17 protein-coding genes and 2 pseudogenes are annotated in these 24,978 nt (G+C 44.2%); 8 read left to right on the top strand and 11 right to left on the bottom strand.

Going from position 1 to position 24,978, the window contains the following annotated elements; all coding sequences use genetic code 11:
• Window positions 1-13 precede the first annotated feature (13 nt).
• Window positions 14-2,854: a hypothetical protein gene (locus tag FM107_RS01695; protein ID WP_086946785.1), complete on the top strand. Its 2,841-nt coding sequence runs from the start codon at window positions 14-16 to the stop codon at window positions 2,852-2,854.
• Here FM107_RS01695 and FM107_RS01700 read toward each other — a convergent pair.
• The 7 genes from FM107_RS01700 to FM107_RS01730 all read right to left on the bottom strand — a co-directional run bounded on the left by FM107_RS01700 (window position 2,851) and on the right by FM107_RS01730 (window position 13,037).
• Window positions 2,851-4,254 carry a hypothetical protein gene (locus tag FM107_RS01700; protein WP_086946786.1) on the bottom strand — a complete coding sequence of 468 codons (1,404 nt, stop codon included), beginning with the start codon at window positions 4,252-4,254 and terminating at the stop codon, window positions 2,851-2,853. The genes FM107_RS01695 and FM107_RS01700 overlap by 4 nt on opposite strands.
• Window positions 4,229-5,002 carry a hypothetical protein gene (locus FM107_RS01705; protein WP_143559400.1) on the bottom strand — a complete coding sequence of 258 codons (774 nt, stop codon included), beginning with the start codon at window positions 5,000-5,002 and terminating at the stop codon, window positions 4,229-4,231. Before FM107_RS01705 ends, FM107_RS01700 begins: the two co-directional genes overlap by 26 nt.
• Before the next feature lie 56 nt (window positions 5,003-5,058).
• Window positions 5,059-5,583, bottom strand: a complete 525-nt coding sequence (locus FM107_RS01710; protein WP_086946788.1) for a hypothetical protein — start codon at window positions 5,581-5,583, stop codon at window positions 5,059-5,061.
• Window positions 5,584-5,701: 118 nt separating this feature from the next.
• The gene (locus FM107_RS01715; RefSeq protein ID WP_086946789.1) at window positions 5,702-6,484 is read right to left on the bottom strand and encodes a hypothetical protein; all 783 of its coding nucleotides are present in this window, start codon (window positions 6,482-6,484) and stop codon (window positions 5,702-5,704) included.
• 118 nt (window positions 6,485-6,602) lie between these two features.
• A complete protein-coding gene (locus FM107_RS01720) occupies window positions 6,603-7,196 on the bottom strand; it encodes an outer membrane beta-barrel protein (protein WP_086946790.1) in 594 nt (197 codons plus the stop codon).
• A 622-nt stretch (window positions 7,197-7,818) separates the two neighbouring features.
• Window positions 7,819-11,280, bottom strand: a complete 3,462-nt coding sequence (locus FM107_RS01725) for a DEAD/DEAH box helicase (protein WP_086946791.1) — start codon at window positions 11,278-11,280, stop codon at window positions 7,819-7,821.
• A 26-nt stretch (window positions 11,281-11,306) separates the two neighbouring features.
• Window positions 11,307-13,037: a HEPN domain-containing protein gene (locus FM107_RS01730; protein ID WP_086946792.1), complete on the bottom strand. Its 1,731-nt coding sequence runs from the start codon at window positions 13,035-13,037 to the stop codon at window positions 11,307-11,309.
• Window positions 13,038-13,165: 128 nt separating this feature from the next.
• Here FM107_RS01730 and FM107_RS01735 point away from each other — a divergent pair, with 128 nt between their 5' ends.
• Entirely contained in the window at window positions 13,166-13,387 is a 222-nt protein-coding gene (locus FM107_RS01735; protein WP_086946793.1) for a helix-turn-helix transcriptional regulator, read from the top strand.
• Between the two features lie 554 nt (window positions 13,388-13,941).
• On the opposite strand, the gene FM107_RS01740 is transcribed toward FM107_RS01735, so the two are convergent.
• Together FM107_RS01740 and FM107_RS01745 are read right to left on the bottom strand one after the other, a co-directional pair.
• Window positions 13,942-14,334, bottom strand: coding sequence for a hypothetical protein (locus FM107_RS01740; protein WP_086946794.1), 393 nt, complete (start codon window positions 14,332-14,334; stop codon window positions 13,942-13,944).
• A gap of 74 nt (window positions 14,335-14,408) precedes the next feature.
• The gene (locus tag FM107_RS01745; RefSeq protein ID WP_086946795.1) at window positions 14,409-14,801 is read right to left on the bottom strand and encodes a RidA family protein; all 393 of its coding nucleotides are present in this window, start codon (window positions 14,799-14,801) and stop codon (window positions 14,409-14,411) included.
• A 392-nt stretch (window positions 14,802-15,193) separates the two neighbouring features.
• Here FM107_RS01745 and FM107_RS01750 point away from each other — a divergent pair, with 392 nt between their 5' ends.
• Window positions 15,194-16,855: a gliding motility protein RemB gene (locus FM107_RS01750; RefSeq protein WP_086946796.1), complete on the top strand. Its 1,662-nt coding sequence runs from the start codon at window positions 15,194-15,196 to the stop codon at window positions 16,853-16,855.
• 60 nt (window positions 16,856-16,915) lie between these two features.
• Here the strand turns inward: FM107_RS01750 and FM107_RS01755 are convergent.
• Window positions 16,916-17,119, bottom strand: a pseudogene (locus FM107_RS01755) (pectate lyase); the annotation flags it as partial.
• Between the two features lie 348 nt (window positions 17,120-17,467).
• Here FM107_RS01755 and FM107_RS01760 point away from each other — a divergent pair.
• Window positions 17,468-18,235 (top strand): annotated as a pseudogene (locus FM107_RS01760) (IS5 family transposase); the annotation flags it as partial.
• A 350-nt stretch (window positions 18,236-18,585) separates the two neighbouring features.
• Here FM107_RS01760 and FM107_RS01765 read toward each other — a convergent pair.
• The gene (locus FM107_RS01765; protein WP_218778896.1) at window positions 18,586-19,083 is read right to left on the bottom strand and encodes an ATP-binding protein; all 498 of its coding nucleotides are present in this window, start codon (window positions 19,081-19,083) and stop codon (window positions 18,586-18,588) included.
• A gap of 90 nt (window positions 19,084-19,173) precedes the next feature.
• On the opposite strand from FM107_RS01765, the gene FM107_RS19650 reads away from it, so the two are divergent.
• The 4 genes from FM107_RS19650 to FM107_RS01780 all read left to right on the top strand — a co-directional run bounded on the left by FM107_RS19650 (window position 19,174) and on the right by FM107_RS01780 (window position 24,966).
• Entirely contained in the window at window positions 19,174-19,374 is a 201-nt protein-coding gene (locus FM107_RS19650) for a hypothetical protein (RefSeq protein WP_218778898.1), read from the top strand.
• 258 nt (window positions 19,375-19,632) lie between these two features.
• A complete protein-coding gene (locus tag FM107_RS01770; RefSeq protein ID WP_086946799.1) occupies window positions 19,633-20,178 on the top strand; it encodes an RNA polymerase sigma factor in 546 nt (181 codons plus the stop codon).
• Window positions 20,179-20,232: 54 nt separating this feature from the next.
• On the top strand, window positions 20,233-21,321 hold the full coding sequence (locus tag FM107_RS01775) for a FecR family protein (protein WP_086946800.1): 1,089 nt from the start codon (window positions 20,233-20,235) through the stop codon (window positions 21,319-21,321).
• Between the two features lie 222 nt (window positions 21,322-21,543).
• Entirely contained in the window at window positions 21,544-24,966 is a 3,423-nt protein-coding gene (locus FM107_RS01780; protein ID WP_179204374.1) for a TonB-dependent receptor, read from the top strand.
• The last annotated feature ends 12 nt before the right edge of the window (window positions 24,967-24,978 follow it).

The following is a 24,978-nucleotide window of genomic DNA, read 5'->3' on the forward strand; positions in this document are numbered from 1 at the left end:
CCTTTGAAAAGATATGAACGATTTGGAAAGCCGTTACCTGCGGACATTCTTACTAATCTCCCAGTGCGTATGCTTTTTTATTTCGGAAGCGTTATGCCAGCAGCGCTATGACGTTTCATATTACTTCCAACGGGATACCATCGCCGTAACGGGGGGGCAAACATTTTCCAACAAAATAATCATCACCAACAACGCCGCCGAAAAAATCACCTTGCTTCCCTCCGCAGACAATACGGCATCGCTGAGCGGCATGATTCGTCTTCCCAAAGAAATTATACTTGAGACAGGCCAAACAAAATCCTTGCCTTTAAAGTATATGACAAATCCTCAAACCGTAACTTCGGATAACCAGCGCTTTACGATAGCCCTAAGTGCCACAGACTCCCTGTTGCGTGTGCAGCCCCCAGAATCCTTCTACATAAAGCTTCAAAATGAGCACTCAATAATTATAGAACCTACTCGAAAGGAGTATTATCTGGATCCTGCAACAGGGCAGCTGCAACTCTTATTGCGCGCGCAAAACACAGGGCTGGTGCCCCAAACAATTTTACCTAGCTTTTCGGGCTTCCCTACGGGTTTTAAAATAATAGGAGAGTCATTACCGATAACATTAAACGCGGGCGAACAGTCCCTGCTTACCTATACGGCAAGCATGCCGGGGGCACGCGTATCGGGCGATTTCGATCTACGCATCCAGGCGCTGGACCCAGCAGGCAAAGTACTGGCCGGGACCAGCGTTCGCATCATGAGCCCGGGAAGCGTCAAGCGCTTCGGCTCGCCGGTGGACTTTCAAAACCTACCGTACAGCAACGCTATCGCTTTGCGGTATATTGATATGGGCACATATTCCTCCATCTACCAGCTGCAAGGATACGGTGAGATCGATGTTCATGAAGGAGCGACACTCGACTACAGAATGACCTTAGATTACTACAAGGATCAGGACGGGTTGAATATGTACGATTCATATCTTGATTATCAAACTACAAAATGGGGCGTCAAGCTGGGCAACATATACGAAAATTTAGACCAATCGATAAACGGCCGCGGTATTAAAGCGAATTACAATTTTGGCTCCGAGAGCTCGCTGAGCATATACGCTGTCCAAAACAAGTACATGCTTTTTAGTCAGATGTTTGACTTCCTAGATGGCGGGGAAACCTTTGGCGCCAAATACGCCATTGGACCCCAATACAACGAGAAAGCAAGTATCACTTATTTGCACCGAAATGATGCGTTTCGTGCGGTAAATAGCGACTTGGCGAGCGCTAAAAAACGATTAACTTTCGGCCAAAAGCACGACCTCTTGCTCGAAGGGGGCTATAGTCAAGAAAGATCGCGCGATAACACCAATCACGCGGCCTCAGTCGGCATAAATTACAATCATACTTTTGGGCCATACACCCTCTCCAGCACGAACTACTATAGCTCGCCGTACTATTCCGGACTTAAGCGCGGACTTACCCAAAGCGACACGCGCATCAGTATGCTACTCCAGAACAATAACCGCCTGTCTGCTCGAGTGAGCTATATGGACAATAATCCGTCCTATCAGAACGGTTACGCAAACGTCTACTTTAACAACGCCAACCGCATCCAGATCTACGAATTAGGATATCTTGTAAATACGGATCAAATCCAATTGGAATTCAGACCCTATTACATGGCGCAACGCGCGAAGTATCAAAACTGGCTTACGCAAAGCCTACTGCCTGAACTTGCCCACTCCGCCTCGGCACGACTAGCCGCGAACATTAACTTCACTTCCGGCGAGCACCGCTTCTCGATGCTTACGGACTATGGCTACACTTTTCTAACGATATCGAGCGCGGAAAACACAAATTTTCACTCCTTAAAGTTCACCGGCAATTATAATTACCGCAAAATAGGCTTCAACAGCTACGTCCAACTAAAGCCCTATTTTCTGAGTGACTTGTTCGCTGTAGGTCGCGCCGCGAATTATCGTGTGTATACCCTAGGTCCCAACACCCGCTTTGAGGCATTTGGTGGTCGGTTACAAACGCAGGCCGCAGCGATGTACAGCTACTACGATTTTTCGGGATCCAACAACTTCTCGTTAAATGCGGACATGCAGTGGCAGCTAACAAAAGGATGGGAGCTGACTGCCCAGGTTTACTACACGTTTATCAAAGGACGAAACTTTTATGGCGCGTACCAGACGTCGCAGCCCTACGCGCCCGCCTCCCCCAATTACAGATTCGACAATCGGCAAATTCGCATAGGCATCGAAAAGAATTTTGGCCGACAAGGCCGCACGAAAGGACACAAGTTGCAACTCGAGCTCTTTGAAGATACGAACAACAACCTAGTAAAGGACCTTAACGAAGCGGAAACCGCGGGCGTACTGGTCAGGCTCGGCGATCAAGCCGCCACTACAGATAATAAGGGTAGGGTGAAATTCCTGGATGTGACGCCGGGATCGCATGTCGTTCAGATCGAAAATAATCGGGACTGGGTCGCCCAGGGGCCTATTAACGTTGTTGTCACGAAAAACAAAAAACTAGAAGTGCCATTGATAATCACAAATAAGGTGAAAGGCTCCTTCAAAGTGGCCGCCAAGAAATACATGAAATCCGCACCGCAGCTTGGCGGTATACGTATCAATGCTGTCGATACCCAAGGCCGTGCGTATCACACCCTCAGCGACGGACACGGAAACTTTACTTTCTACCTACCGCAGGGAAAATACAAATTCTCTGTTTCAAGTGACGGCATGCCCTTTTCGATTCAAAACCCGCAGTGCGAGGTGATAGTAGGCGAGGCAGAAGACACCCTCATACCGGAGTTTATCTACCTAGACGAGCGCCGTAAGGTGGGAATCAAACATTTTTAGGGCGCTACGATACCAAAAATAATATCCGCAGCATAAGTTCCCGGTGGCTTACCAAAAAGATGCTGTGTCTGGCTAGCCGGAATGCTAAAGCGTAGATTGATATCGCGGTCGATAACTGGATTGGCATTACCTATAAGCTGCTGGGCACTAGTGGACAGCGTAACTGTTGTCATTCCCACTTGATTGGCTGTCGGACCAATACGTAAAACACTCAGCGGAATACTATTTATGCCAGAAGTAAATGCACTCGAGTTCGCCCGCACCGTCAAACTATACGGCGTTGTTTTACTTATACGCAACTGTCCTGCAACATCGCGAATAACACCGTTTTTATAATCATTAACATCATCGAAATCTACACTCACCGTTTGCTGAACAGCAACAATTTCCGCGAGATCCTCGACTATCACTTCCAGCGTGCCACCCCCAATAGCCTGCACGGTACCGGAGGGGTATGCTGAGGACAATTTGTTCCAAGTATAAGTGAGCGGAACAGAATAGGTACCCGCCTGCAAAAAATGTGCATTCAACTGCGCAGCGTTAATACTGTACGTGTTAGTCAATGATTGTATATTGGTAGTGACGCCAATTCCTGTTGCGCCGGTCAGCGCTTGGTTACTTGCAGATAGCGACACCGGTGTTGCAGAAGGTACGTTGGCCAAACCTACCGTAACCGCTGAGACAGGCGATAGGGGTGCTTCATGGTAAGGAAGAGTTGTATTAAAATTAAACTGCGCAGTACCCACCCGTACGCTTGGTATATAGGGAACGGTGGTCGATAACGTAGTAACCCTATTCGCTGAAACACCGCCCACAGCGCGATAACTATTTAGATTGTTCACCGGAATTCTGATCGCACCGATGGCGGATTGCAAACTAATAAAGCCCGGAACATTAATATTAAAATCTTGACTTCCAGGTATTATCGCTCCCAAATTGATACCAGCTAACGAAAATGTTATATTCGAAGTGTATACACCTGCTACCCACGGGAAGCCGACAACCGGAATCCGGGCCCTGGCCGAGATGTCACCCGACAAAAGCGATGCAACTGCCGCATATAGTGTTGCAGGAGCTGTCGAGAGAGGCTGCTCTGTCCCTCCACCGAGAACCGAAACCGAACCAATGCGGAGAAGGCTAATGTTTGCCCGGTTTAGCGGAACGGTCAAACCAGTGGAAGCATTACTAAAATTCGCCGTATTCGCATTTACCCTAAAACTCGGTACCAGCCCTAGTACACTTACAAAGCGACCGGCCGAAAAATCTTGATTGTACGCCGTACCGCTTTGAATATTTGCCTGCGGTATCTGAATAGTAATTTGCGCCCTTAGCGGACCGCCCCATACACATAAACCAATTAAAAGGGCTACGAACTTAATATGTAATTTCTTTTTCGGCAACTTTTAGGTCATATTGGCTTCCTGCGTCCAAAATTGCCACAGCAAGGTATCTGCCACTCTGTAGATTCTCGGGTAGTGAAAAGCGCACCCACTGTTGCGCCTGAGGCATCATCGCTACCGCAATCGATTTAATAGAAATCTCCTCACCGGTCTGGATATTCGTAAGCTCGAAGCGTACATAAGCATCTTTATTGATCTGCCCGGCGTTCTTAATCTTCACGTCCATCTGTCGCACCTTTTTTTCATTAACCTTTAGAAGTCCTCGATCCTCAAATGCTATAAACTCGAGGTCCCCAGCCGATAAACCCTCGGGCGTATGATACACCTGCACGCCTATTTCCAACAGTACATTCACATTAAGCCCGGGTTTAGCACGTTCTTTCTGCGTTTTGGTCTGCGTAAAAAACACCATGCTATGGGTCTGTTCTTGTGGTGCTGGATCACTGGGTATTTTCATAGTAAGGTTCACGCGTTTACTCTCTCCGGGAGCGAGCTGAACAGCATTCTCCGAAAGTTTCAACCAGGATAAATTGGACGAACTTTTGTTATCCGGTTCATAATATACTTTTACACCTAAGGAATCCCGATCCCAGTCTTGCATACGCGCAACGAAACTAAATTCGCTACTCGAGGTATTACGAAACATAATGTCCTGGCTTACTGTTTGCCCTGGCGCGCCGTCAAAGAATATACGCGAAGGGGAAACAGCGATACCCTGGCCGAAAGTCAGCGTACCGCAGATGCTCAATAAAACAACTATAAAGTAACGAATCACTGTTCAAGATACGGATAATCGAAAGTCTTTTACAACTGTGTAGCCGTATAGGTAACGGTTGTAGAAAAATTACTCCCCTCGAGCCCTAAAAGCGTCGTTGCATCGGGAATCTCGTAGTTTATTTGATAAATTGCCTCCGCGGATGCCGCAGCCCCATTCAGCAAAGGAGCGGGCGTTGTGCTTAACGGCACATTATCCTCCGGCGTACCCCCATTATTTGTGACGGATTCTTCATCGACAGAAACGTTTACTATATCTAAAGCGGGACCAACAGGTGCAAAATCCTGAACGGCTTGGACCGTTAGATTGTACGCCTGGTTACTTACCACGGTAAAATGGTTCGGCTTTGTGACCGTTTGTACTTCGGTATAGTCTTCCGCGTCCAAATAGTTAAAATCAACTGTCGGATCTGCCCCTAAAGTAATAGAAATCGCATCGGTAAGATTAATGTTAACGGTAACAGGAGTTGTAGTGGCTGATACTTGTGCATATGCGTGCTGCCCAAAGCAAACCATCATGACCGCAAATAGAGCTATTAAAAGGTTTTTTTTCATGGCATAAATATTTTAGTGTACAGAAAAACAACACAAACGTACCCCAAATAGTTTGAAAATAAAAGAATTTAAGGTCACATAAAGATGTTATGAAATTTACGAAATTACAGACTATGCATTAATCTTCCATCGGTACAACGGTGGATTCGAAATAGCTTTTATAGACGGCCTTAATATTTTCAATTTCCGTCACATCGGGGCGTATTAAACCAGATGTTGGACTGTCCAAGTCAAAAATCACGCAAATAATGATGTAGCTCATCAACGCAAATATGATGGCGGAAATATGCACCCTTGTCTGCATCATTCCGCGCATGAAACCAAAAAGAAAACCGATGAAAAGCGAAAACAGCAGCAGAATAAATAAAACTAATCGCGGCGCGCTGTGGTGATAGGAATGAAGAAGCCGGTAGTACGAACTCTCGAGCTGTTCGAGGTCTCGCATCAGCTCTTTTGCCTGGACGATGTTGATACGCTTTTCGTCCACATGCTTCAATAGCTGCTGATCAAAATGAGCTCCTAAGCCCTCCATTTTTTTAATTTCAATGTAAACGCCCTTTTTAGTGTCTGGTATGTGGGTCATTTGCCTGGCTAGCAGCGTAGAGATATGATGATAAAGGTTGCTCTGCAGCTCCTTTTCGTATAGCTTGCTCTTACGCAAGGTAAACGACAATTTATCCGCCATGTCATGAATGTAGTCAGATCGTACACGCGCGTTATTACCCGCTTGAACCAGCATAAATGAAATTAGCAAGGCAAAAAATCCGACCAGCGCTCCTTCCAGCCCTAGCGGTTTCCATTCTGGCATTTTGGGCGCTAAATATACGCCCACTTTCCGCCCCGCAATTAAACTGGTCGCTAGCAGCAGGGGGTAGATAATGATAAAAAATATTTCTTCCATATGATTTCTTCAAAGGCGCAAGGGCCCGAACGCCATATAATGAGCCGCCGGAATTGGAAAAATTTCCCCAAAAACAAATCGACCCGATCGCCCCCGGGATAGACCGCTCTATGCAGGTTTAAAAGCCGTATGCCAAGCCTGCGTTGACTACCCCTTTGTAACCAAAGCCTAAGTTCACCGATAAACTGAATCTGTCGCCAAAAGTTGCACCAATTGCATCTACTTGATAAGCAAAGCTGTTGGTTTCATCTTCGTTTATATCGTGGTCTTCATTGTCGGCCGAAACACTGGAATGGGCCATACCCGCACCAATACCGGAGTGTAGGCGGAACCGAGAACGATTAATATAATTATACTTCAATTCAGCTAACAGTCCGTAGGAATCTGTCGAAACACTTCCATCGGCCTTTCCATTCACAAACACATCTCTACTAGCGTGCTCATAAATGACCGTACCACCAACTTCCAGCTTTGGGGTAACGTAGGTTCTATATCCCGCGAAAATAACTCCGGAATAACTGGCGTTAGCCGTAGTTACCGTCCCCCCAGATATAGCGGTAACAATGATATCGGCAAGTTCATTCCCGATATCGTCGGCAGAAGCTACACCATAGCCAACATAAATATGGCTCTTCTGTTGAGCAGCGCCCTGCTGGATAAAAGCAATGCAGCAAAGAGCCAGCGTCAAAACGATTTTTATCGTGTTTTTCATAGTTTATTATTTATAAGATTAAGTAAATGTCATTGTTCCCCCCCAAGCTGTTCCCGTGCAGAAAACGATGCACCTTAAATATTAACAGCCTGTTTGTCGTGTGATTGAGTATAACTTCATCGCTACTGAATTAATCAATCATGAGGAATTACTGCTTTTACAATTAAATGTTTAGTTAGTTATAAAAAACTCTACTGAAGGCTAAACAAGTTCATTATAAAATTGTTTGCACGTTATTATCACAAAAACCGCTGATCGTATAAAACAGATTTATTCATACATTAGTCAGCTAATAACAACTGCTATTCGTTTAAAAAAACAGCAAAGGAATTTCCATTATGTTACAATACAACTGTCCCATTAGATTCAAAAACATCGATCCAAAATACTGATTGGTCAGCTCGTTTCCGTGACTTAGCAAACGGACTTGAGAAAAATAGGTGGGTAGCGACCGAATCTAATGACCAATGTTCTGAAAACGGACCATCGAAATTTTTATGGCAAACAACATAGTTAGTTTATCAATTCCCAAAACAACGGTCATGAACACCGTTAATCTCGCATGCGGTAAACCCGGCCTGCTTTTTTTTAAAGCTAAACCGAATCACCGCAGCTGTACTATCTAATCAAAAAGGGCTAGCAAGTCCTGTTTGTCCAACGTCTTGAGCAGGTTGCTCTCTTCCAGAATAACATCTTCCACAATTTTTTTCTTCTTGTTTTGCAAGGCTAGAATTTTCTCTTCCACACTATCTCGACAAACGACTTTATAGGCATTCACGTGTTTCTGCTGCCCTATTCGGTAGCATCGATCGATCGCTTGAGCCTCAGCAGCCGGGTTCCACCATGGATCGAGGATATATACATAATTTGCAGCGGTAAGGTTTAACCCCGTACCACCAGCCTTTAAGCTTATCAAAAACACCCTGCAACCTTCGTCCTGTTGAAACTGATCTACCGCACGCGCTCGTGCGCTAGAATTCAGCTCACCATCCAGATACGAAAATGGCACATTCATGGATGTTAAGCGCTCTCGCACAAGCTTGAGCATCGAGGTGAAAAATGAAAAAATAAGCACCTTATGTTCGGGGACTACGTCGGTAATAATCTCATCGACAAAATCAAGCTTCACGGCGTCTTCAGGTAATCCCACATCCTTCAATAGAGCGGGAGAAGCGCACAGTTGTCGCAATTTGGTGAGCGCTTCGATAGCGATGAACTTCGTCCTCGAGGAATTCTCGCCCTCGAAATTTCCCTGTATTTCATTTTTGAAAATTTTCCTGTACTTATCGTATATTTTTCGCTGCTTGGGCAGCATATCCATATACAATACGGTCTCTGTCTTCTCGGGTAACTCAATAGCAACCTGTTTCTTTGTGCGTCGCAATATGAAAGGCTCCACAATTCGCTGCAAAGCGTGCAATGGTTGCCCCTGTAGGGCTGCTTTTTGATACAATCGATTGAATGTCGTATAATCCTTAAACAGGCCTGGATTGACTATACTCAATTGGGCGTATAGATCGCTCACACCATTTTCAATCGGTGTACCCGTCATTGCTATCTTATGGTCAGCAGTTATTTTGACAATCCCTTTATAGCGCTTGGATTTATGATTTTTAACGTTCTGAGACTCATCCAAAATTAGGTAAGCAAAAGGTGTCTTCTCCAGCAATGACATTTCTCCTAAAAACATGGCATACGTCGTTAAAACCACCGTTCCTGGTTCAAAATTCGTAATCACAGCCCGATCAGTACCGTGGTACACCACGACACGGCGGCTCGCAGCGAACTTGTTGTATTCATTTTGCCAGTTGAAAATAAGTGAAGTGGGAATAACTATAAGGCTCGGTTTTGCTGCGGGTTTATGCGTATAATAATGCTCCAGCAGGGTGATCACTTGCAGTGTCTTTCCAAGCCCCATATCGTCCGCTAGAATACCACCCCAACCCTGCGCTTGCATGCCTCGCATCCACCGCACCCCTTCAACTTGGTAGGAACGTAGTGTCGCGGTAACCGTGCTTGGAGTATTAACGGGATCGATCTGTTCCATTTGTTTAAAAGCAGGCCAATGTCCTATTAGATCATTTGAAACAAGACCGGGATCTATTTGCTTTAAAAGCTTCTGCGCCGCGAAATATTGCACAGGCGTTAAAACGACATATTTATGCTCTAAGGCTGCAGCCATAAATAAACTTCTAAATAAAAGTTTTTCTTCCGCCCGTAGATAAACACACTCACCCTCAGTAGACTCCAACACAGGCGCCCTATCCATCCCTTGATCAAAAAACTCAGACACGGCTATCGATTTATCTGCGAAATTAGTGGTCATCGAGAAACAAAACAGACTTTCAGTAACCTTAATATCGACAAGCTCCCAACGCAGCGCTTTAGGCAGAATACTGCTGCCGGCTGCAATATTTATGAGGTTTACGGCGATGCCCTGTTTTTCGAACGTTTCAACCAATACATTGAGCCAACTTGTTAGCATGATCTGCGTTAGTGGAATAATCCAAACACCCGTATGCTCCTGCTTATTCAGGCTTTCGTGATAATCCCGGATAAGCCCATCTACTTGTGCCTCGAGAATAGATGTGCGTTCCATATAGACAACCATATCGTCCAGGTAGCGAAACAAAGGACCGCTATCAGGCGCTAAATTACATTTGGGAAACCCTTCATAGTGAACTTCAGGCATAATTACAATGCTCTGCTCCTCTTGGCGAATCTCCACGGTGACACGTGGCAAGGTGGGTGCTAACTTTTGCACGCGGCTATTTTTAGCCAGCGCATGAACATGAACCCGATGCCGCCCCGATACTTGGGTGAGTACCTGAACTAGAAATTCCCGAAGATCTTGTGGCCGAATGGTAAGTAGGTAGTTGACCACTCGCATGTTATGGATCATCCGCTCCAGATCGACATCGTCTATAAATAACATATCTCCACCGGGCAACTGCATAAAAAACGATTGATTTTCGGTGTAGAATTGCGGCGCTTGAACCTCGGCACCTTTATACAGTAAAAGAAACTTCAACTGCCAGCAATCTTTTCCCTCGTGCAAATGGGCTTTGACCCGTAAATTTTCTCCAGCCAAATAAAGATCCCCCTCGACCTCCCAGCCCCCCCTTTTAAGTCTTGCGTCTGCAGGGCTATACGCCGGCCTGTAATCATATTTTAAGCGAACGCGCAGCACCTTATCGGGGCAGCGTAGCATCTTTCGCCAAAAGCGCAGCATGATTTGTTGCTTCTTAATTTGCGAAATATCATCATCTGCATGCAGATCAACAATTTCGTTGCCTAGCGGGTATTTATCATCGTACAGGGCAACCATTTGCCGGCACAGACCTTCCCAATAACGATCTGCCGGATCCAGAAACTTGTCCCCCGGGTTTTTGTCAAACAGGTAACTCGTCATGTTGGTTGTTACAGACCCCGGAATCGATGTGAAGGGCAAAACATACGGCACTCCCCCGATAAAAGAACCCAACGGCACGACATAGGAAACTTTCTCGACCTCACCGACACCTAGGCGCAAATCACTATACCATGAACACACATAGCTCCAGCGATCGGGAAATTCGTCTTCGCTACTCGCTAAATTAAAGACTAACCCATAATCCTTATGCGCCGTCAAGCGCAACGAGACCCGATCAGAATCGCGATCGATCCTCGCTGAAAGCATATCCTTAAACGCCTTAGGCAATCCATGTATATTTTTATCGTATAATCCTTTAAAGAAAAAGTTCCTTTCTCTGGGCAGGTTCCAATAAAGCACTTTTGCCGCATGCTCACAGATCCCCGGACCACCCCATCCGCAGTCGCAGCCAACCCCCAGACCGCCAGGTTTGGGCCGAATTAAAATTTGCGTGTGCTCACTGGGCGAAGAGCCCACTAAACGAAATTCGTCTAAACTATAAAATGAATCAAAATACCCATATAACATGGATTTCGTAACATCAATATCCCCTTTGTAGAGCGTCAAGATATAAGGTCGATTCATCTGAAACGGTGTATTGTCCATCCAGGGGACCATCACAAAATTTGTTGTGTTGACTTCCGACTGCTGTTCAATGTTTTTGTTTTTCATAAGTATGTAGGGTTATTTTTGCGACCTTATTTGCTTTTAAACGCTGTCATATCTTCCCATAACTGGTCAATTCTCGCCAACATTTCCTTTTCAAAAAATGCATATATCGCCCATGCACGTTCCCCTATATCGTGGGAGGAAATTTTGCACACATTAGCCTGCCACCAAATCCGAGAAGGATTCAACAGCAACTCGACCTGTTCGGGGTCTTTCCAAGAGGCTAAGAATTGATTCAATTTCTGATTAATGACACCAGACCAACCGATAACTGAAGCCAAGGGCACGTTCTTCGGCAAATACCCCGTTATGAAGCGTATATAGCTCCGAACCCCCATCTCCAGTAAATAGCTAAGAAGGCAAGTGGCTGTTTCCATATCTTTGTCTTGATGCCTTTGCACCACTTGGGCCATCTGCCGCATTCTGTGTTCCACTTCAACCCACATTGCGATGGTCTTTGTGTACTCCGCTTCCCCATCCAATTGCCCCGAAGCGGGTTCCATCCGAAAGCGAGATTTGCGGCGCAGCACCAATCCTTTCGTCCAAAACTCATTAAAAAAGCGATCAGCATTTGCTAGTCCCTGTTCTAGATCCGAGACGCTAAGAAAAACGATCGCGGCTTTTGCCGTACCGCTATAAAGCATTCGAAAATTAAAGGGACCGGGATTATTCACTACCGCTACCAAAAATAGTTGAACACGCCCCTTTGCTTCGGTCTTACCGTGCGAAGCAAACAGGCTAGGTCCCGAATGACTACTAACGTGATAATTCAGCATGGTGAGCTGCTCGGGATTATGATTCTTTCGAATACGTTCAACCAGCTCCCAAGCATCTTTTCTATTGTCTTGGGTCCATGGGAAATCTCCAAATTCCTCGGCTATATTCCAGGCGTCCTCTCCAACGAGCTGCGCTTTTGCATTTGCAACCGCCTGTTTATCGGTAACTGATTGGCTCTGGGTCTGCTCCAACCCTGCGCGTAAAATAGACGCATAAGAGTCTAAACCTTGAAGGAAGCCTTGCACCATCTCATCGATAATATCCGCCACCTTGCGACACACTCGGAAAGCCTCATCAAAGCAATCTACAGCCAGCTCGGTATGTTCGGATTTATGAGCAACTTTGTAAAGTTGATCTAAACGGCGAATCAATGCTAAATCAGGATTATCGGGCAAGACCAGTGCAGCGAGCTCGGGCAGGATGGCGGCCGCACTTTTCAACAGCCGCTCAATACGGTGGGTATTTCCGCCTTGTATTCCAGCGACGACCAGAAACCCTTTTAAACGCACTTCCAAGAATTGATGTAGCATAAATAATGCTTTTGAAAAATCCTGCGTGGCAGCGAAGTTATCAGCTGCAATCATAAAATCAGTTGAACAAGCTTTGCTGCGTGCGTAATGTTCGGTCCCCTTGTCCAACAAGTTTAAAATTATTTTGGGTTTAAAAACCGCATGTCTGGTTTCTGCACGTGTAAAAACTTGATGGCTATCTTGCGCGCAATACAGGTGATAGAGACTGCCCCTTTTAAGGTGATTAAACCATTCGCCGGTAAACTGGACATCAAAGGGAATCGCTGGAATATCCGACATACAACGCGTCACTATGGTAAATATCGAATTAGGTGTTACACCCTTAGCCGGATTGACAACCAGTAGTAGCCGCAATTGGGTACTTCCGGAATCCAGACTCGGAACCAAAAAAGCATATTCCAAGTCTACTCTCGTAGTAAGCCGTTCGATCAAAATATTTTGTTCCTGGATCATTATAATTGGATTTTAAATGTAAATGTATTCAAAAACGGTACAAACGTATAGAATTTCATTCCAATTATGAAATATGTATTCATTACTTCTATACAATTAGCATATTTATTGATATAATCTGGAGTAGAATGACACCATTAGGAGAATACTTAGCAAAGCGGTCGGTAAACAAATCGATGGTAGCTCGAAAAACAGGACTCACCAAGGCTAGAATTAATGAACTCACGCTCAACGACTCCGCAAAGCTCCGTGCCCAAGAGTTGTATTTGATCGCGAAAGCTATCGGTGCTGATCCCTGCGAAGTGTTGAATAAGCTTTACAGTCATCTGAGCCTTCAAAGCACGGCGTGAACGAAAATCACTACTGAAACGAAAGCTGTTACTTGACTTTTCACTTTGTCAGTACGGTAATCATGTCAATACGGTTTTATATAAAGAAAATGATCGAAATCCCGAAAGAAATCTACTTTCCTATAGCGGTTTATATATACAATCTCTCAATTGATTAGTTACAAACTACGATAAACTTTCATTTGTACCGAACTAATTATACTTGTATCCTACCAGAGTCCTTTGTATTTAACAAGACTGTGGCACTAGTCATCAGCCATCGACCAGTACCAGGGGGAATTAGATATAAAATAGGCCAATCACCGAGCGGTAACGGCTCATACTTCACAAACTATATCGAAGGGGTTCGAGGGAAAATTGCAAAACTATACATACACAGGTAATGCCACTCGCACGAAGACGCTAATAAAAGCGCCACGAGACGTTCTTGCATGGAGTATCTTTTAACCGACAAACGCGGCACTGAATCAAAACGAAAAACTAGGAGACCTCGACACCGAGCGACTCGGTAGCCAGAGAGGGCTTAGCAAACACGCACTATTTGCTGCCAGTACTTACAGAGTCTGATATATGAACACCGGTTTACCGTCCTCACAGCGCACGTCTTGCGGTTCAGGTATCGCCATGCAATCGGAGATAATATTATATTTCGCATTGAATTCATCTTCACCCCGCGTATAGCGCTCGATTAAGGCTAAAAATTCTTCGGTATCGATCGTCGAGGGGTATGCAATATAAGACATCGCTCCACCGCAGGCTTTGTTCCCGAGTGCTGCAATAGACCATTGCGCAGGATCCGTACAGGGGCCCCCTTGTACCATTGCTTCAATCTGCTGTTTCAATTTATCGAGAGCCTCCCGATCTGCATTTTGATTTCTCTCACCCGTTTTCTCACATGCAAAAAAAGATAAAGCGAGAAGGCTAAATACAATAAAAATACTTTTCATCACGTTTAAAATTTGGTGTCACCTAATAAACGTGTGAAAAGAACATTTTGATACAATGCCGTGCTCACCAAAAACTAATCACCCTTCTTCCAGGCGATGACCGAGATCTCTACGTTTACATTTTTGGGCAAAGTCTTCACTGCAACGCATTCTCGTGCCGGTTGATTTTCGGTAAAATATTGTGCGTAAACCTCATTTATGGTTCCAAAGTCACCCATATCACTGATGAATATACTTGCTTTGACAACATCGTTAAACGTATAGCCCGCTGTTTCTAAAATCGCTTTTACATTAGTGAGCACCTGATGGGTTTCATCGGCAACGCTAGAGCTCACCAGCTCCATAGTTTCGGGAATAAGTGGGATTTGACCGGAAACATACAGCGTATCACCCGCTTTAATTGCCTGGTTGTAGGGACCAATCGCTGCAGGTGCAGAGTCCGTATTAAGAATTTGTTTGTGTGACATAGTAAGTTACTTAGAAAAGAATATTTTGTAAATGATCGCCAGAAGAAATAAAGTTATTGCCGCAATATTCATCACGCGCATTGCTTTGCGATTAAATTTTGAAGACTTCGATAGCTCCGGTCTATTTCCCGCTGGTTCCATGTAGGCTAATTTACGGCGCAATTTCTGAAAAATCAAGGAATATTACGCCCGTAAAGCGTTAAGTTGAGCACGACAGCCTTTTTCCAAAATAACGGACACTTTTACCACTCGGGAGCACTCAAATATGATTTTTCACGCGAGATTTAAGCCCATTTCTACCCTAGCCCAATATATTATGCTACATTTGTGATGAATTATTATTTCGGAATAATAATTGTTATAGTCTCTTTCAAAACTACTCTAAGCAATATATGACGCGTTTTAACGTTACCCTTTGTTCCGTGCTATTACTATTGACTTCCATTACGCTTGAAGTAGCTAATGCACAAGTTAACAGCCTACCATATTCGTATCAATACACGCAGAAATTTAACGATATTTTGTATTCGCCGGACACCAGGATACATACAGCATCCAAGCCCCTGCTTTTCAAAGGCGAACTACTAAGCAGGTTCGATTCTTTGCAGAACACAAACGCCGTAGATTCCAAAAACTGGTTTATGCGGAAGATCTTTAATGAGCACCTGATTGAAGTGAACAAAGAAGATCACACCTTTTATTTGGATTTCCTTCCAGACTTCATGCTTGGAAAAGAATTAATCGGCGACGATAAAAGAACGACCTGGCTAAATACCAGGGGCTTTCAGGGAGGAGTCACAATCGGGGATAAGTTCACCTTTCATGCGAGCTTTTTTGAAAACCAGGGTGTCTACCCCAAACATATCGACGATTATGTCGACAGAAATGGCGTGATGCCCGGCCAGGGGACCGTGAAATTTGGAGACGACTACAAAAAAGACTGGATGTATGCTACAGCAAGCCTGACTTACGCATTCAGTGATAAATTTCAAACCACCCTTGCTTACGATAAAAACTTCATTGGTGACGGCTACAGGTCCTTGTTGCTGTCCGATTTTTCCGGCAACTATTCTAACTTAAAGTTTACCGGTGAGGTTGGGAAATTCCAGTATACGTCCATCTGGGCATATATGAATGACCCCAGAAATCCGCGGATAGCACCTGAAGACACAGAGCGTCGCTCTGGTGACGGCGTAAAATATGGGTCTTTTCAATACATCGACTACAACGCAACAAACCGTCTATCGGTCGGATTGCTTGCGTCATTTGTTTGGGCCGCAAAAAATGACTATCAAGAAAACCTCGAACCAGAAATTCCTTACTTAGATTATTTCAACCCGATCGATTATCCCGGTGGACCGATGTCCAACCCTAACGGAGTTCGTAATAACGTAAAGACTTCTTACGCCTCTTTAGGGCTTAATGCTAAATATAAGGTACTGCGTAACCTTACTGCTTACGGACAGTTGATGTTAGATGATTTCACAGCAAGCGAGCTATTTACCGGAAAAGGCCATGTGAACAACAAGCTAGGAGCGCAGATTGGTGCTCGTGGCTACGATATCTTTGCGGTAAAAAACTTAAATTTCCTTGCTGAATATAACGTCGTACGCCCTTACACCTATCAGCAATTTGAGTCGCGTAACAACTATAGCAACCATGGAGAACCATTAGCGCACCCACGAGGAGCGAACTTTAGAGAGCTCGTTGGTATAGCCAATTACAGTTGGAATAGATTTGATTTCACTTTACAGGGACTATACAGCCAATATGGAACGGACCCAGTTAACGGCCCGAATATGGGTGGTGATATCTTTCAGTCCTACAGCAACGTATACAGCATGTACGACAACAAGATCGCTCAAGGAGTTAAAAATGATTTATATTATGTAGACGCGCGGGCTGCTTACGTATTAAACCCGAAGTACAACCTCCGTTTCGAGGTCGGTTATACCCAACGCTACAACCGCACGGAAGATCTTCCGACACAAAAATCCGGCGTAATAAACATTGGACTTCGCTCGAGCTTCCGTAATTTCTACGGAGACTTTTAAGCATGGTTTTTAAAACACATGCTCGCCAGTACCCGGCAAAGGCTTTACGCCAACCGGGCACTAACTGTAGCCATTCCGCCCCTCAGGCCCTATTTCCGGCAGCGCATATTTCTTTACCCCGTCACGGTCACAAAGATAACGAGCACGCGCTTCTAGATCGTAAAACCTTGCCCATATTAGCCGTGCTGCACGATCGGTAACCACCACCGCGTTTCGAGTACCTTGATAATCAATCTGTCGCACGATTCGTATCGCTTCAATTTTATTTCTCTGAAATTTTTATTCGGCGAGTTCAGCCTTTCTTATCCCACAGCAACATAACGGTTATGCAAACGGTAATTCTCAAACATCATATCGCTTGAAGATTTTTAATACTTAAAGTTCCGTGTTTTCTCAGCGGTTTATCACCCCCAATCCGTAATAATCGGTAAAACAATATTCAATAAGAATGCAACGACTTTTCAAAAGCGCGCTGGGCAACGTGTGCATTTATATAGTCGAGCCTTAAAAAAATATTAACATACTATTAATCAGATGTTTATTTCACTATTTTCTTGTTTTTATCTACCAAATTTTGTACTTTTAGGGTATAAACCTTGCAAATTGAACCGTATGCTAGCGAAGAAAAAGACATCAAATCAATCCAGTTTCTTCTTCTCCTTGGAAGATACCTTGAACCCTAGACACCCGCTTTATATTTTGGCTAACCGTGTTGACTGGAAGCTCTTTGAGACTGCATTCAGCCCCTTGTATTGTTTGGATAATGGACGTCCTGCCAAACCGATCCGATTGATGGTGGGTTTATTGATTCTGAAGCATATTCGCAATGTTTCCGATGAGAGTGTGGTCGAACAATGGTCTGAGAACCTGTATTACCAATATTTTTGTGGCTTTCAAGAGTTTGTTGCCTCAGCGCCCTGCGAGGCTTCAGAATTGGTTCATTTTCGCAAGCGAATTGGGGAATCAGGGATTGAACTGATTTTCAAAGAAAGCATCCGAATCAATGGCGATGACAGCAATGACGATGACGTTAATGCGGATACAACTGTTCAGGAAAAAAACATTACGTTTCCAACGGATGCCAAGCTGCATAAAAAGATCATCAAAAAAACCTTAAAAATCGTCCACGATGAACAATTGCCCATCCGTCAAAGTTACACTCGAACGCTAAAAAAGCTGGGCGTCGATCAACGCTTTCGCAACCATCCCAAGAACAAATCGAAAGCAAAAAAAGCGGATCGGAAAGTAAAAACAATCGCAGGCAGATTGGTTCGGGAATTGGAACGTAATTTACCACAAGATTCCATACACCAAAAAACCATTTTATTTTTCAAGCAGGTGCTTGCCCAGACCCGTAGCAGTAAAAATAAAATATACGCACGTGGCAGGATTTTCTGCCGCTTCTCTAACTCGCTGATTTTATTATTGTTATCAAGTAAACTATCAAGAGAGGTAACCGAATAGGTCTCATTTTATCTATCCTACTTTGTAGGCTATTGAGTTCTCTTGATACTTTTCTAATCAGTCAATGTACTTTGTTATAGTCGCCAAACCAATTCCATAAACAGCCAAAGCGAGAACAGCCACAGCCAAGAGCGGTGGGGTTTCGCAGGCCACAAATGAGCATGGGGGAATCAAGTCGGTTACCAACTCTCTTCTACACTTTGGTTATGCTTAAATGATGCAATCGTGATGCTATTATAGTGCAATTGGTGCAATTATGGTGCAACTCACAAAAGTTCATAAAAAGAACCCGCTCCTTTGACCTCTGACGACTTAAACACGGCTTTATCAACTAATTCTGTCAAATCCCTTGTCGCTGTCATTCTTGCAACTTTAAATAGTTCTTGATACTCTTTATTCGTAATCTTCCCTTTCTCTTTCACATACTCAACGGCTTTTAACTGTCGTTCGTTTAAGCCAAGTTTCGTTAGCTGTTCTACTGTCAACTTATTTTTGAAAAGGGTTACCGAAAAACCTCCCTCTTGCTCGAGAAGTTCAGGTTCGGGTAGTTCAGCTTGTTTACAAGTGTCAATTATTTTTATCGTTCCGCTTCCCCACGAATCAATCAAACCTCCTTTGAAACAAACATCTGCAATAATCGGATTGCGTGGATTTGACCGATGCGGTCTTTTCAAAGCCTCTGAACTAATACCTGCTGGCAATGTTCCATCATTCCACACATTAATATTATCGTCATACACACGGATTTGTGTCATTGCACCCATATAATTACGGTGTATCAAAGCGTTCAATAACATTTCTCTGATTGCAGGTGTAGGATATTCGCCTATTTCAATACGATACAAACCCTCAAAATGAATTTTCTGTGTGAGATATTTATGATTGAGTTGATTCGTAACTTCTCGCAAAAGTATGCAGTCCGCATTTACGGCGGCCGCTTTAAAATAGAGGATACCGTTACGCCTAATGGTACCCCCTTTATGCTCATGAATGTCCCCTATTACCTAGGCACTAAGTTGCCTGAATATATTTCTTGGTTTCACAAAAACTATTAGCCGTTCATAGATCGCGACGTGCTTAAACGCCTGTTCGTTGCAATTTGCCTGAATTTTCGATGAGCGACAAGCGATCATGGCAGAATTATAACTTTCGCCTAAGCCTAAGAGAGTAATGCCAATATACTTTAAAAAGAAATTCACAAACCTAAAAACATCGTCTTGCTTAAGATTGAAAATTTTGATAACTTAACATCCAGTTAACACGCCATTTATAAATTTGCCAAAGACTTTAAACTTACATTTCCCGAGCGAATTATGGACAACATAGATGAAGTTCAGCTGTTGAATGCTATCAAATCAGGTGATCACGCTGCTTTTAAAAAAATAATCGATCTTTATGCTGATGACCTATTCATTTACGTAGAGCGTCGAATAAATTCGCGTGAAGATACCCAGGAAATTATTCAAGACATCTTTTGCTCGCTTTGGAAAAACTGTAAAACCCTAACGGTCAAAGAGAACCTTGGACCCTATCTCTACAAAGCTGCGAAGTACGAAATCATCGACTGGATACGATCAACGACCCGCGCACAATCAAAACTAAAAGACCTCTCGCTTTACCTCCCTCCATTAAAACAGAGCACTATCGAGGAACAATATATGGCCGACGAGCTCGGCACACATATCCAGAATGAAGTAAACAAGATGCCCAAAACCATGCAAGAAATATACAAAATGAGCCGCGTGGACAACATGCCCGTTAAAGATATTGCCAATCACCTTGCGCTCTCGGAGCAAACGGTAAAGAACAATATAAGCTTGGCAATCAGCAGATTGAAACTAAAACTTAAGGTCTCTTAATTTATTTGACATTTTTTCGGTACCTCCAGCATAACTATACGGTTATAGGAGTGTATGACGGATGAGGACAAAATCAACTACCTGAGCGAATTGCTCGCCAAATATCAGCGTGGTGAGCATACCCCGCAAGAGGGTAAAGCAATCGAAAAATGGCTTGACAAACTCGGCGCTCACCGTGTTATTAAGACAACCGTTAATCCCCCAGAGAATCTCGCAAGCACGATCTACGAGAACATTCTTTCCCAAGAATTCAAGAAGAACACTAAAACATCGCTAAAAAAGGGACGAATCATTTGGGCCACCTCTATTGCTGCATCGCTCCTTCTAGCTTTTATATTTTGGATTCAACCATCGATTCATCATGAGCCAGAACAAGCAGCAGAAGTTCCTGTCAACTATCATAACGGCGACGTACTGCCGGGGAAACCTTACGCCACACTCGTATACCCCCAAGGCCACGAAGTAGAGCTCACCAGCCCTGACCTGCGCAGCTACGCAAAAAACGAGAACCAAACATTGAAAATAAACACGCCTGTAGCATCCACCTATAACGTTCTTCTGGAAGACGGTACCCAGGTGTGGTTAAATGCGGCCAGCACGATCACCTATCCCGAAAAATTCGCGACCAATGAACGGCGCGTGATACTGAAGGGAGAAGCTTATTTTAAAGTTGCTCACGATAAAAAGAGACCATTCTTAATCGAAGCAAACAACGCGACAATTGAAGTACTGGGAACCACATTTAACGTTAACGCCTACCAGAGCACCGTGCTAACAACGCTCGTGGAGGGATCCGTAAAAATTAAATCCGGAGAAAAAAATAATATAATCAAACCGGGTGAACAGGCACTTTGCTATGATACGCAGATACAAATATCGCCTGCGGATGAGCAGAAAAATCTAGCCTGGCAACGTGGTGAGTTTTATTTCGACGGCAACAACATCACCGAGATATGCGCGCAAATTAGCCGCTGGTATGACGTTAAATTTATCGGGACAGAGCAGCTCTCCTCAAACTCGTCATTCAAAGGGAGCATAGCCAGAGACCAAAACCTTTCGAAGATACTCAACATACTCGCTATTGCGACCGACGTAAACTTTGAAATTAAGATGGGGACAGTTATCGCACATGCAGACAAATAAAAAATAATCAGGATGGAATAAAAAAGAATAAAACCTTACCCGATTATCAAGAATGGGGGATGTTGGAGCATCCCCCTGATAAAGAGGTATAAAAACCAGCGTGTAACTAATAATTAATGACCCTTTAACATTTGCAAATTTATGAATTATTTTCCTCGTATTCCCCAGCAGGGAATCAAGAGTGCCCTTTGTAGGCAATTCGACTTAAAGTTCTTAATCATTATGAAACTTGTAATCTTGTTGAGCTTGGTATTTTCTTTCGGCGCACATGCATCCGGAAGTGCGCAAAACATCTCAATCAGCATGAAAGACGTAGCGCTAGAAACGGTACTCGAAGAAGTATCGGCAAAAAGCAATCTACGCTTATTTTACGATCACAACGTCATCAAAAACCTCCGCGTTGCGGAGCTTAATATGACCAATATGCCGGTGCGCGCGATTCTGAAAAAGGCTATTGGTCGTCAAAACTTGACTTTCCAAATCGTAGACCAAACGATCGTGCTGAAAGAGCGGCAACAAACGGACATCGAGATTTCAGGGGTAGTTAGTGATGCTAACGGTCCGCTTGAAGGGGTAACCGTTAGTGTAGAGCAAAGTCCTAGCTTGTGGACCCGAACAGATGCCGACGGACACTATGCACTGCGGGTTCCTACGGATTCAAAACTAACATTCCGCTATATGGGCTACGCCGAACAGACCTTTGAGATTAGTACGCAGCGTGTGATCAACGTGCTTTTAGAGGTCGAATCCTCACTGGTCGATGAGGTCGTTGTGGTCGGTTATGGTATACAGAAAAAGGCCAATTTGACTGGGGCAGTAGACCAAATAGATAGCAAGCGTATCGATGCATTCAAAGCAACCAACTTAGGTGAAGCGCTCGCCGGTCAGGTACCCAACCTAAACATCGGAATAAGCGACGGTAAACCCGGCCGTGGAGCATCTTTCAATATACGCGGGAATACCTCAATCAATGGAGGGTCACCTTTGATTCTACTAGACGGTGTACCAATCTCTTCTTTCGAACTCAATAACATATCCCCCCAGAGTATCGATAATATTTCTATTCTTAAAGATGCCTCCTCGGCAGCGATATACGGCGCGCGAGCGGCATATGGCGTGATTCTAGTAACCACCAAAGAGGGTATCGATGGAAAGCCGCAAATAAACTATAACAATAATTTTAAGTGGGGCAAAGCGACCAAAGTTCCAAAAGTATACCAAGGATTAGACTATTTAGAAATCCAAGAGCGCGAGTTCAACGGAAATATCGGGCAAACCTACTACACCGATGCCCAGGTGCAATACCCGTACGATGTTGCGGCCGACCCTTCACTGCCACTCTACGACCTGAAGAATATCGGTGGAAAAGCAACGCTACTTCTGGGTGGTCCGGTAAACAATTATTACGAGGACTGGTTCCGCACCTATACGCCGGAACAAAACCACAATTTAAGCATCCGTGGAGGATCAGACAAATACAAGTACTTTCTGGCTGGGGATTTCAACCATGAAGAAGGAAATCTGAAATTTAAGCCTGAAAAAATAAATCGATTTAATTTCCGCTCGAACAACAGCTATCAAGTCTCTGACAACGTTACGATCTTTAGCAAGTCTTCGGCAACGATGCGGCGAGATGACATACCAAATACGTACCTGTATGGCTTTAGCTCCAACCCGTGGCGCTTTATAGACAACACAAACCCACTAATGCCCGAAACCATCGAAGTGGATGGTGAAATAATTCCTACAGACATCGGATTCTATCGTCAATTTATCGAAAAACAATCCGAATATAAAACCAACACCAGTAGCTTTTTAAATACCTTCGGGACCGATATTAAGCTTTTAGAGGAGTCCTTAACCTTACATGGTGATGTTTCCTACATGTACTACCATTGGTACAGAAACCGCTGGTGGGACAACACCGGACCATATCTATCACACTCTTTTAACAATAGAAACACCATCCTATCGCATTACTCTGATGCTGGACCGGCTAAAATATACAAGAGCAATACCGAATCGGAAACATTTAATGTTAACGCCTATGCGAACTATAAAAAGTCGTTGGGTAAACACAATTTGGATATCACCTCAGGGTTCACCTTTGAAAATTATACCAATCACTACGAGACAGTCACACACCAAGACCCTATTTTAGGGCTGGAGGAACACTCCTTAAATTTAGCAACGGGGATCTTCGAGGCTAGCGATGATGATGACAAGTATGCGAACCGAAGCATATTCCTACGCACAGGTTACAATTTCGATGAAAAATACCTTATCGAATTGAACGGAATGCATAACCTTACCTCTAAATTTAGTAAAACCTCAAGAGGAGCTTTCTTCGGCTCCATTTCCGCAGGATGGAAAATATCTGAAGAGGCATTTTTCGAACCTCTAAAAGACGTCATTAACTCATTGAAAGTTCGCGGGTCGTACGGCGCGCTGGGAAACCAGAATATTGGCTCATTCGACTACCTCTCGATCTTAAGCATGACCCGCTCACCATATTTACTCGATGGGGAGCAATATACATACACGGGTGTGCCTAGTCCAAAATCGGAAAACTTCACCTGGGAAACTTCCAAAACAGCAGACATAGGACTAGACGCCTCCTTGATGAACAACAGATTATCAGTGGTCTTCGATTACTACCAACGGAACACCGATAATATGCTAGCACCGTATCACTCTTTACCATCCGTATTTGGCGCTACAGTGCCCAAAGAAAACATCGCTTCACTCAGGAACCGGGGGTGGGAGTTATCGCTAGGATGGCAGGATCAGATTAACGGTGCCCACCCTTTCCAATACGGTGTTCGTTTTAATATCGCCGATTACACATCGGTAATAACAGACTACTATAACCCGACAAATTACTTAGGTGATTATTATAAAGGCCAACAGTTAGGTGAAATATGGGGCCTAAACACACTGGGTTTTTTCCAAACGGACGAAGAAGCTCAAAGTAGCCCACTGCTAACAACAAGCAGCTACCGTCAGTTCGCTAGTGCCGGCACGATAAAATTTGAAGATAGTAATGGCGATGGCGAAATTAGCAAAGGCGACTGGACAATAGGCGACCACGGTGACTACCGCATCATCGGTAACACCACCCCTCGCTATCAATATGGGCTAAACTTAAATTTCAGCTACCACGGATTTGACCTCAATGCCTTCTTTAAGGGCGTTGGAAAGCGAGACATCTACCCTTCGGCAGAAACGGCCAACTTCTGGAGTTCGTACAACAGAAAATACCAAGTACTCCTACAGCACGTGGTTGAAGATCGGTGGACCCCGGAAAATCCAGATGCCTATTTCCCAAAACCACAAGGTTATATAGCATTAGGCCAAAATGATTTGGGTGTGCCGCAAACCAGGTATCTGCAAAGTGCAAGCTACCTTCGGTTAAGTAACCTCATAATAGGCTACAGCCTCCCACATACATTCTTAAAAAATGCGTTAAGCAGCGCCCGCATATACGTAGCGGGAACAAACCTGTTTGAATGGACAAAGCTGCACGACACCTTAGACCCCGAAGGACTTGAAAAGGATCCCGATGCTAGCCAGGGAAGCGTGGGTATGGGTACGGCCTACCCGATTCAACGTACGTTTGCATTTGGAATTGAAATTGGATTTTAAACTTATGACACC

The sequence above is a fragment of the Sphingobacterium sp. JB170 genome (genome assembly GCF_900163865.1).
Taxonomy (GTDB): Bacteria; Bacteroidota; Bacteroidia; order Sphingobacteriales; family Sphingobacteriaceae; genus Sphingobacterium.